The organism is Flavobacterium sp. (genome assembly GCF_035760125.1).
In the GTDB taxonomy this organism is placed as follows: domain Bacteria; phylum Bacteroidota; class Bacteroidia; order Flavobacteriales; family Flavobacteriaceae; genus Flavobacterium.
This window is the reverse complement of sequence record NZ_DASTTN010000556.1, coordinates 1-10,351: the sequence shown is the minus strand read 5'-3', so window position 1 is coordinate 10,351 and position 10,351 is coordinate 1. Positions and strand designations below refer to the sequence as shown.

The following is a 10,351-nucleotide window of genomic DNA, read 5'->3' as shown; positions in this document are numbered from 1 at the left end:
GACAAAACATTCCAAATGAAAGCGGACGGAGTTGTTCGTGTTGTCGATACAAACGGAACTGTTTTGATGGAACAAAGTGTAGAAACAAACGATATTTTCAGAATGTGTCAAGCAAAAGACGCTCCAATTCAAGACTGGGTAAAACTAGCCGTAAACAGAGCTCGTTTGTCTAATACTCCTGCCGTATTCTGGTTGGATAACAACAGAGCACACGACAAACAATTAATTCAAAAAGTAGAGAAATATTTAAAAGATTACGATACAACTGGTTTAGATATCAGAATCCTAAATCCTATTGAGGCTACCAACTTTACTTTGGAGCGCATCATCAAAGGATTAGATACTATATCGGTAACAGGAAACGTATTACGTGACTACCTAACAGATTTATTCCCAATTCTGGAAGTAGGAACTTCAGCAAAAATGCTTTCTATCGTTCCGTTAATGAATGGTGGTGGTTTATTTGAAACTGGAGCAGGAGGATCGGCACCAAAACACGTTGAGCAATTCATCCAAGAAGGATACTTACGTTGGGATTCACTTGGAGAATTTTTAGCATTAGGAGCTTCATTAGAGCACTTAGGACAAACTTTAAACAATTCTAAAGCAATTGTTTTGGCTGAAACTTTGGATGCTGCTACCGAAAAATTCTTGGCAACTGACAAATCTCCTTCTCGTAAATTAGGTGGAATTGATAATCGTGGGTCACACTTTTATTTAGCGATGTACTGGGCTGAAGCTTTAGCAGCTCAAGACAAAGACGCTGAATTGAAAGCAATTTTTACTCCTATCTCTACTGAGTTTATTGCAAATGAATCTAAAATCAATAGTGAATTAATAGGATCTCAAGGTAAAGCCCAAAACATTGGTGGTTATTATCAACCAAATCCTGCCTTGACAGACAAGGCAATGCGTCCAAGCGATACTTTCAATGGTATTTTAGCAAAACTAGCTTAATTCAAAAAAAGCTTCTATTTATATTCAAAAGACAACTGGAAACGGTTGTCTTTTTTATGGAGGTAGGCCACGGATTGAACGGATTTACACAGAATTTAAAATCAAAATTCTATTATTATTTTGGAGCAGAAAAATTTGGCATTTTTGAAAATATTGTCCCGCTATCCGTTACAATCTCCCGAAAAAATAGGGAGGATTTTCACTGCTATCGGGGCTAAAGGGAAACCTTTTACTTTTTTGTTATCATCCGAAAAAAAATCAAACTCCAGCAAAAAAAAAGGATTACCAAAAATATTTTTGGCAATCCTTTTTTACTAAAATCTTTATTACTTCTGATTACAAACTTAATTAGATAATCGGTTAAACCTTAATTACCTTTTTAGTAATATCCCCGCCTGAAGTATATATTTTTAAGAAATAATTGCCACTGCTTAGGCTTTTAAGCGATATTGTATTTTTATCATAACGTGCAACAAATTGTCCTAAACTATTATACAGTTCAATTTTTTCTAAATCAAATTCATCTGGTATTGTTATGACAATAATATCATTTGTAGGATTTGGATATGCTTTTACTAAAACTGTTTTTTCAAATGAACCAGTTGATAAATTTTTCGTAATAGTTATACCTACCACAACCGTATTGCTATTTGAGGTTCCATCATTTACTTTATAAGTAAAACTATCGGAAGTTGTTTGGGAACCATCATGGACATAACTAAACGTTCCATTGCTGTTCAACGTCAAGGTTCCGTTGCTCACACCAGAAACCAAGAGAGCAGTAAGAGCATCGTTTTCAGCATCGGTATCGTTTGACAAAATACTTGTGGCTCCACCAACAAGGGTTGTGGCTGTACCCCCTTCGGCAACGGTAATTTGGTCTGCAACCGCAATTGGCGCATCATTAACTGGTGAAACCGATATAAGAACAGTAACCACATTGCTGTCTGAAGTTCCGTCATTTACTTTATAAGTAAAACTATCTGAAGTTGTTTCGGAACCATCATGCACATAACTAAACGTTCCATTACTGTTCAACGTCAAAGTTCCGTTGCTCACACCAGAAACCAAGTGAGCCGTAAGAGCATCGTTTTCTGCATCGGTATCATTTGACAAAATACTTGTGGCTCCACCAACAAGGGTTGTGGCCGTACCCCCTTCGGCAACGGTAATTTGGTCTGCAAGCGCTATTGGCGCATCATTAACTGGTGTAACCGATATAAGAACAGTAACCACATTGCCGTCTGAAGTACCGTCATTTACTTTATAAGTAAAACTGTCGGAAGTTGTTTCGGAACCATCATGAACATAACTAAAAGTTCCATTACTGTTCAAAGTCAAAGTTCCGTTGCTTACATCAGAAACTAGGATAGCCGTAAGAGCATCGTTTTCTGTATCCGTATCGTTTGACAAAATGGTTGTTGCCCCACCAACAATGGTTGTGGCTGTACCTCCTTCGGCAACGATAATTTGGTCTGTAACCGCTATTGGCACATCATTGAGTGTTATTTTTCCATCTTCTAAAGCTAAACTGCTAATGTTTTGATTTGCAATGTTACTTAAAATCACATTTGAATAAACAAAAGAATAACTCCCTGAATTAAGATTAGAATCTAAAAAGACTGGGAAATTAATAGTAGATTCATTTCCTGAACTCAGGGAAGTATTAGAAAAACTATATAACACTATTCTATATTTGTTTGCGCTTAATAGTGAAGCTGACACATTAAAACCCACAGACCTTACTGTTGTCGAGAGATTAGCGGACTGTAAATTGAAACCAGAAGGTAACTCAATATCAAATTGAATAGCTCTTACTGCATCATTATTCTTGAGCAGAATTGAAAAATTATTCAATTGATTTTTAATACCCATTTGATTTTTAACCATCACATAATTGGGAGAAAAAACGACAGACTGAACGTTTACTATTTTCTGTATATCTGGTCCATTGTATCTAAAAGAAACAGTTTCCGAAAAAGGGCCGATGGCTGTTGGTTTATAATTTAACTGTACCGTTTTACTTTCTCCAGGTAAAATTTCAATAGGTAAAGTAGCATCTATGGTAATCTGACCAGAAGATGTAACAATGGAATCTATTATTAGCAACGAAGAACCTGTATTACTTAAAATTAAATTGCTTGTCTTAGATTCAGTAATTGGGGTATTCCCATAGGATATTACAGTGTTATCTATCGCAAGATTTGGAGAATTAATTTGGACAAAACCATTAAAAGAATCGGATTCAATATTACCCAAAGTAGCATTGGAAAGTATTGGATTCGAAATGTTCAAATCATAAGTTCCTGACGACACTGTCGGTTTTAATTTGAATCGCAACAATTCTCCATTGTCTCCAATAAAATCTTTGTTTGAAGCTGAATAGACAATAAATCGCAATGTATTTCCATTAATAACGGAAGCGTTAACGGTATGTCCATTGAATCGTTGTGACTGTATGATTGAATTATTCACATAAGAGATACCGGAGGGTAGTAAAACATCAAATTGAACTCCACTAAAAGACTCCATATTGTTCACATAAACAGGGATTTCAATATCATCATTAATGGTGCCACTGCCATTCCCGATATGGATTTCATTTACAGCGTAAACCGTCGCACTTAATGGAATCGTCTGAATGTTTCTAATAGGATCTGGGTCATTATTTTGAAACCCTAGATTTAATGAAGTATTTATTTTAGCAGCAGTATTTAACCCTATCGTTATATTTTTGGTTTCGTTTGGACTGATGCTAACAGGATAAGAATCAACAATAGTAAAAGGTGCATTCACAGTACTCCCATTAATAATTAAAGGAAGGTTACCAGTGTTTTCAATCGAAATTTGTTGTGTTGCTGTAGTTCCAATTGGAGTTCTACCAAAATCTACCCCAGTACTCAAAAGGCTAAGCATTGGCCCTTTTATCATAACATTTTGATTGGTTCCCGAAATAGGTATCGTTGTACTGGTAGCTGAAGAGGCCACAACATTATAAAAACTACAATTAAAAGTACCTGGAGTCATTTTAGACTTCATTTTAAGTCTCAGCAACAAACCATAGCCCGTTTTTAAAACCGCATTGGATGCCGAAAAAACGATAACCCTAACTGTACCCGGTGAAGGGGTACTTACCGAAAAGGAATGATTAGGAGCATCACTAGTTAATTCATGTCCGCTGAGTAATGCAAAAGCAGCAGCGTCATAATTAATATCAAATTGCAAAGCCGCTATACCACCCTGATTTTGTAATGAGACGTCTAAATTGAAATCGGTGTTAGTTCCTACTTCAACAGCCTGAATCGACAAGGTATTTTGCGCATAGATTTTTAGCGAGGCAACTGTCAAAAAAGCAAAGAGAAAATATATCTTTAATTTCATTGTTATTTCTTAACAATTATTTTATTAACAATACGATCTTTAAGCTCTCCATTTCTTTCCACATCCATAACCAAAATGTACATATTATCACTAAGACTATTTAATTCCAAGTTAGCAGTACTGTATCCTGAGGTGTTTTTAAAATTGTTTTGACTCCATACTTTTTTACCTTGTAAATCAAAAACACTAAAAGAAACAGTATCCATTTTTTCCGGAAGGTAATATTCTATATTGACTGTTCCGCTAGTTGGATTAGGTGATAAACTGGTAATGACAGAAAAATTAGTTTGCAAAGGAGCAACAATATCAGGTATTGCATTTTTATTGTACAAAGCATTAAGTTTTCTACCCGTTGGCGTCCCTACTACCGCTTTATCAACATCTAAAATACCCAATACATCAGCATTTTTAGTCAATAATTTTGTCTTTCCAGCAGGTATTTCGTTGCCATTAAAACTGTAAATCATTATTACTTTTTGATTATCCTGTTGGTATGAAATCGATTCAAAACTGGATATAGCATCCGATTTTGCATATTTAAAATCTGTATTAAAGGCCAGTTGCAGTCCGCCAATAGCATGTTTTGATTCCACATATAAATCATTTCCTTTCCAATAGAAAACTGCGTCGCCAACTGCTTCTTTAGAGTAAAAAGTGATTGGTTTTTTGGTAGAGGCAATTTTTCCTGTTTTTGGATTTAAAATAATATCAACAGTTCCTACGATATCCAATACATTAATGGATTTGTCATCATTGACGTCAGCTGCTTTGAAAATAAACGGTGTTGGATTATTCCCTAAAATATAATCTACAGATTGAACCAAATCCATCACATTCACACTTAAATCGCCATTACCATCACCAAGCACAGAGGTTAATGGACTTGAAGACACAGTAGTGGAATAATCTGTTTCTTCAAAACTGGTTCTAAGGATTTTATATTTATAGTAGTACGTTTTTCCTTCCTCTACATCATAGTCAATAATGGCAGGATTAGTAATCAGGCTTTGATTAATCTTTACAGGTTCTGTAAACGTTCCGTCTAAATTTGCTGTGTAACGGTACATATTGTAACCCAATACATCCTCAAGAACAGTGCTAGGTGGTGTTTCCCAATCCAATGCTATCTTACCTAATCCTGGCGTAGCGCCAAAACCAACTGAAGCAGAACCTGCACTTTGAATCAACATATTAAATCTGTAATTCTCAACAGGAATATCAAAATAATCTAAATCTCTGGCACCTTCCACTCGTATTCTATTGATACCATCGGCAGCTCCAATTTTCACTTCATGAATAACGGTATAAATTTTACCATCTGGTGACCATGTTCCTTTTTCAGATATGACTTTTTGAGTGTACGGTTCCTTAACACCATAACTTATCTGTGGTGGATAATTGGTATCCATTGCTCGGTTAAAATATACTTTAAATTCTTGATTTCCAATTCCTATTGGATCCATTTGCTCATACTCATCTTGGGCATCTTTACCGTTAACCAAAACTTTCCAAACTATACCGTGGTTTACTTCGTAAGGGACATTCGAGATACTTCCCATATTCATTAAACCAGATACATTAGAATCAACTAAAGCATCTTTGATTTCTCTTCTGTATTTCAATGGATCAGACATTCCTAAATATGCCTCTATTGGTAATGTAGTCCCTGAAGAATTAATTGCGAAAGAATTTACATTGTCAAATATGTTTAATTCTTTAAAAAAGTTGTCATTTTGATTAAATCTGATTCCTTCGTATTGATTTTTATTACTAATAATATTTAAATTATCCCCTCTAACTGATGTGTTATATCCAAACCTAAAAGAATTGTTGTAATAAAAATTACTTTTGGATAAATTGGCATTATAGATATAAATTAAGTATTCGATATAACTATCCGTTACTAGTAAATTTGAGGCATCCAAATTATTCTCATTCTCTCCAAATATATACCTTGTATTTAAACCTTTAATTGTCACAAAGTCTAAAATTGACTTATTTGTGTTATTACTGTTAAAACTAATTCCAGACCAAGTATTTGCCTCATTCTTAAAAGTTATAAATGCGTCTTTATTTCCTACCGCAACCATGCGGGAATTATCAAATAATGAAATCTTTTTATTATCAGCAATTTTAATAATTGTACCTGGTTCAATTGTAATAGTTGAATTTCCAGAAAAAATCACATTGTCGGAGACAAGGTATTCCTTATTAGCAAAGAGTGTCATATCTTGATTGATAACCCCAAATAACAGTATAGAATTCTTTACATTAATAACATATTCAGTAGAAGTTAAGTAGTCCTTATTCGGTCCAGACCAAACCTTTAAATTGAACTTAATGGTTGTATTATTGGCTAAGTTTGAAGCAATTTTTATTTTTAAAGATTTCGTTAAATCTTGCAAGTTTGCATAGGCTGATATGGAGCCAATGGCTATCTCACTTTCTAAAATAGTGGCTTTAGTTTGGTCTTCAAATTCGGCAAACTCTATACCTACTCTCACATCATTCGTAGGACCCCAATAATTTTTCACTAAAGGAAAAATATCAACTATTTCATTAGGTTCCAAAAATCCATTCCCGTTTTGACTATTGCTATTATCCTTGTTGGTTGCAGACAATACTTTTAAATCAGGAGCAGGAGTGCTTTCAATTGCTGCTTTAAAATCAACAAAAGATGTAGAACTTTTAATTAAGCTGCCAAACAACAGTTCCTTGCTATCAGTTGGCTTTTGTTGTAAGTAAAGTGCAATTCCACCTGCAACCAATGGAGTTGCCATAGAAGTACCCGTCAAAGAACGGTAGCCTCCATTTGGCACTGTACTCATAATTTCTGAACCAGGGGCTTTTAGTTCGTAATTTAAAAGATTTGGATATCCTGAAAATGTCACTCCATCCTGATCATAGTTAGAATATTTAGCAATGTCTTGTACTCCTAAAACAAAAGAATAAGCCCCTGGATAAAAAGGCATACCAGGTAGTCCGTCCTCACATTTACCAGGACCAATACACACTCCATTATTACCTGCAGCAGCAACCAATACACTGGTCGCATAGGCATTTTCCAATGCATTACGCATTGTCATAGATTCCGCAAAAGAACCAAAACTCATGTTTATAATTTTTGCGCCATTAGCACTGGCATATTGTATAGCCAATGCAATTGTGCTCGCATTCCCTTCTCCATTGCTTTGAAATACTTTTAGAGGCATCAATTTTACATTCCAAACTGCCCCTGCCATTCCAAGATTATTACCACCAACAGCACCGGCTATTCCCGCCACGTGGGTACCGTGCATATTGTCATCAAGGGGTTCGTTGTCATTACTAATGAAATCCCAGCCTCTTATATCATCAATAAAGCCATTGTTATCATCGTCAAATCCTGCAATTCCATTTAATTCAGCTGTATTTGTCCAGATATTGGGTTGCAAATCAGGATGGTTATAATCTACTCCCGTATCCAGAATGGCAATTGTTTGAGAACCATTTCCAGTTCCATAACTATTCCAAACATCATTGATGTGTGTAGCCGGAATACCTGTTTGTTGACTATACAAAGGGTCGTTTGGAGTAACAATGACAGAAGTTGTGCTTTTTAGTTTTCTAAGTTCGTCTTCTGTATAGATTTTAGAATTCACCGTAAAGTCATTCACACTGAATTTATAATCCGGTTCCGCATATTCTACACTTGGATCTTTTTTAAGATTTTCAGCAAGCGCCAAAACATCTTCTTGCTTGTCTTTTAAATCTAATACGAAAGTGTTTTTTAAAGAGTGTACTTCTTTCAATCTAGAATCTTTAAAACCAGACTGTTTACGCATCGTGCTTTTTTCAACAGACTGTTGGGTAAACATTACCGTTGAGCTCGAAACTTTATTTTCAATCCCTAAAAGTTTACCTATGTTTTCAGTAGTCGAGCCAATTCCTTTGCTGGTATAAGAAACTTTGGCGTTAACATTATCCTTTAATTTCACAATAATCTTTCCAGGAGTAAAATTCATTATGTCCTGACGAGGTTTTTGGTTTTGTGAACAAATAATCTGAGATGCAAAAAAGAACAGAAGTAAAGTTTTTTTCATAATTTAAGATTCATTTATAATGTAGAGATGGGCTTGGTGCGGTCATTATTCACAATGTGAACTTATTTGTATAATTGCCAACAAATCATGTAAAATTCACGTTAAAAATCACATAATTCTACAAATCTAAACAATTAAGTTAACATTATAACATTATTAACTTCTCTAAACAGCTTTTTTTTAGTGTCTCTTTTACACAATCTTTTTAGCAAAATAAAACCATTTGATTTTAAGTCTATTAACCTACAAATTCCAATTTATCGATATTTTTATATTAGCCAAAATTGTAATTTTTACCCAAGATTTTCGTTTTAAAACCATCAAAAGTTTCGGAGTAATTTCGTCTAAATTAATTTGATTAAAATTTTGCCAGATTTATAAAACCGAAAAAAATAAAAACCTTTTCATTCAAACTCAGCTTCCGCAAGTAAATTTTTAAAATAATTTTTCATAAATAAGCGAACATTCATTTATATTTAATATTTTTGCTTAGTCATAAACAGAAAAAATGCGAACAAGGGATACAAACAAAGAAGAGTTAGTTAAACAGAAAGCTATAGAAATGCTTGTGAAACTTGGTATTGAAGGCTTTGGAATGAATCGATTGGCAAAAGAATGTGGTGTTTCAGTTGCCACTTTATACATCTATTACGCCGATAAAGAGGATTTAATAAAAAAAATTGGAATCGAAATAGGGCAAGATTTCTTTAATGAAATGGTCAAAGACTTTTCACCATCAATGCCTTTTAAAGAAGGATTGCGCAAACAATGGGAAAACAGAGCGCGATTTACAATAAAATACCCTTTGAATGTGGCTTGTTGGGAACTTTTGAGCCATTCCAGTTATAGAGACTGTATTTTGGAAAAAAGCCTATTTGATTTCAAAACAATAATGGGTGATTTTTTAAAAAATGCGATTGACAAAAAAGAATTAGTCTGTATGCCCAAAGAGATATTTTGGAGTATAGCATATGGCCCTTTATACACTTTACTCCGTTTTCATAATGAAGGAAAAAATATGGCAGGAACTCCTTTTAAACTTACCAAAGAAGCAACTGACGAAGCATTTGAATTAGTGATAAAAGCATTGACACCGTAAAAAGTTTAACTATGGAAAACCAAATAGAAAACATATTGGTATTTGCAACCAATATAAGAACCGAAAACGATAAACAAACTATAAGTAACGTATTGAATCAAAACTCAGAAATAGATCAATGGACACTAGACCAGGAAGATATTGATTGTGTTTTAAGAATTGTAAGCGACACCTTATCCGAAGAACAAATAATAAACCTTTTAGACAACCAAAATTTCAAATGCTCTGCATTGGAATAAACAAAAGAAAATGAAAGAACAAAAGCCAAATGCAACCCCGTTTACTGGTTATCAAAAGTTTGCTGTTTTTATACTCGCAATCACTCAATTTACAGTAATTCTTGATTTTATGGTTATGTCTCCTTTGGGCGATATACTAATGAAATCTCTTAGCCTAAAACCTACACATTTTGGTTTAGTTGTTTCGGCATACGCTTTTAGCGCAGGTATTTCTGGGATTCTTACTGCTGGTTTTGCGGATAAATTTGACCGTAAAAAATTATTGCTTTTCTTCTATATAGGTTTTATTGCGGGAACCATTTTATGTGGAATTGTAAATTCATACATTTTGCTGGTTGCCGCCAGAATCATCACAGGATTGTTTGGAGGCGTTATCGGTTCAATATCTATGGCAATTGTTGCCGATTTATTTACCATGCAACAACGTGGACGAGTAATGGGATTTATTCAAATGGGATTTGGAGCAAGTCAAATTTTAGGAATTCCTATTGGTTTATATCTTGCAAATGCCTGGGGATGGCACGCTCCATTCTTATGGGTAGCGGGAATGGCCGGAATTGTGGCATTTTTTATAGCTGTTAAATTGGAACCCA

General features: G+C 34.5%; 6 protein-coding genes. 4 read left to right on the top strand and 2 right to left on the bottom strand.

Annotation, left to right across the window (positions count from 1 at the left end):
- On the top strand, nucleotides 1-957 hold a 957-nt coding region (locus VFS71_RS19860; protein WP_326403433.1), incomplete at its 5' end, for an NADP-dependent isocitrate dehydrogenase.
- Between the two features lie 360 nt (nucleotides 958-1,317).
- On the opposite strand, the gene VFS71_RS19855 is transcribed toward VFS71_RS19860, so the two are convergent.
- On the bottom strand, nucleotides 1,318-4,338 hold the full coding sequence (locus VFS71_RS19855; protein WP_326403431.1) for an Ig-like domain-containing protein: 3,021 nt from the start codon (nucleotides 4,336-4,338) through the stop codon (nucleotides 1,318-1,320).
- A 2-nt stretch (nucleotides 4,339-4,340) separates the two neighbouring features.
- A complete protein-coding gene (locus tag VFS71_RS19850; RefSeq protein WP_326403430.1) occupies nucleotides 4,341-8,420 on the bottom strand; it encodes a S8 family serine peptidase in 4,080 nt (1,359 codons plus the stop codon).
- A 508-nt stretch (nucleotides 8,421-8,928) separates the two neighbouring features.
- Here VFS71_RS19850 and VFS71_RS19845 point away from each other — a divergent pair.
- The 3 genes from VFS71_RS19845 to VFS71_RS19835 form a co-directional block, all read left to right on the top strand.
- Nucleotides 8,929-9,519, top strand: coding sequence for a TetR/AcrR family transcriptional regulator (locus VFS71_RS19845; protein ID WP_326403429.1), 591 nt, complete (start codon nucleotides 8,929-8,931; stop codon nucleotides 9,517-9,519).
- An 11-nt stretch (nucleotides 9,520-9,530) separates the two neighbouring features.
- On the top strand, nucleotides 9,531-9,758 hold the full coding sequence (locus tag VFS71_RS19840; RefSeq protein WP_326403427.1) for a hypothetical protein: 228 nt from the start codon (nucleotides 9,531-9,533) through the stop codon (nucleotides 9,756-9,758).
- A 10-nt stretch (nucleotides 9,759-9,768) separates the two neighbouring features.
- Nucleotides 9,769-10,351: MFS transporter (locus tag VFS71_RS19835; RefSeq protein ID WP_326403426.1), on the top strand; the 583-nt coding region annotated here is incomplete at its 3' end.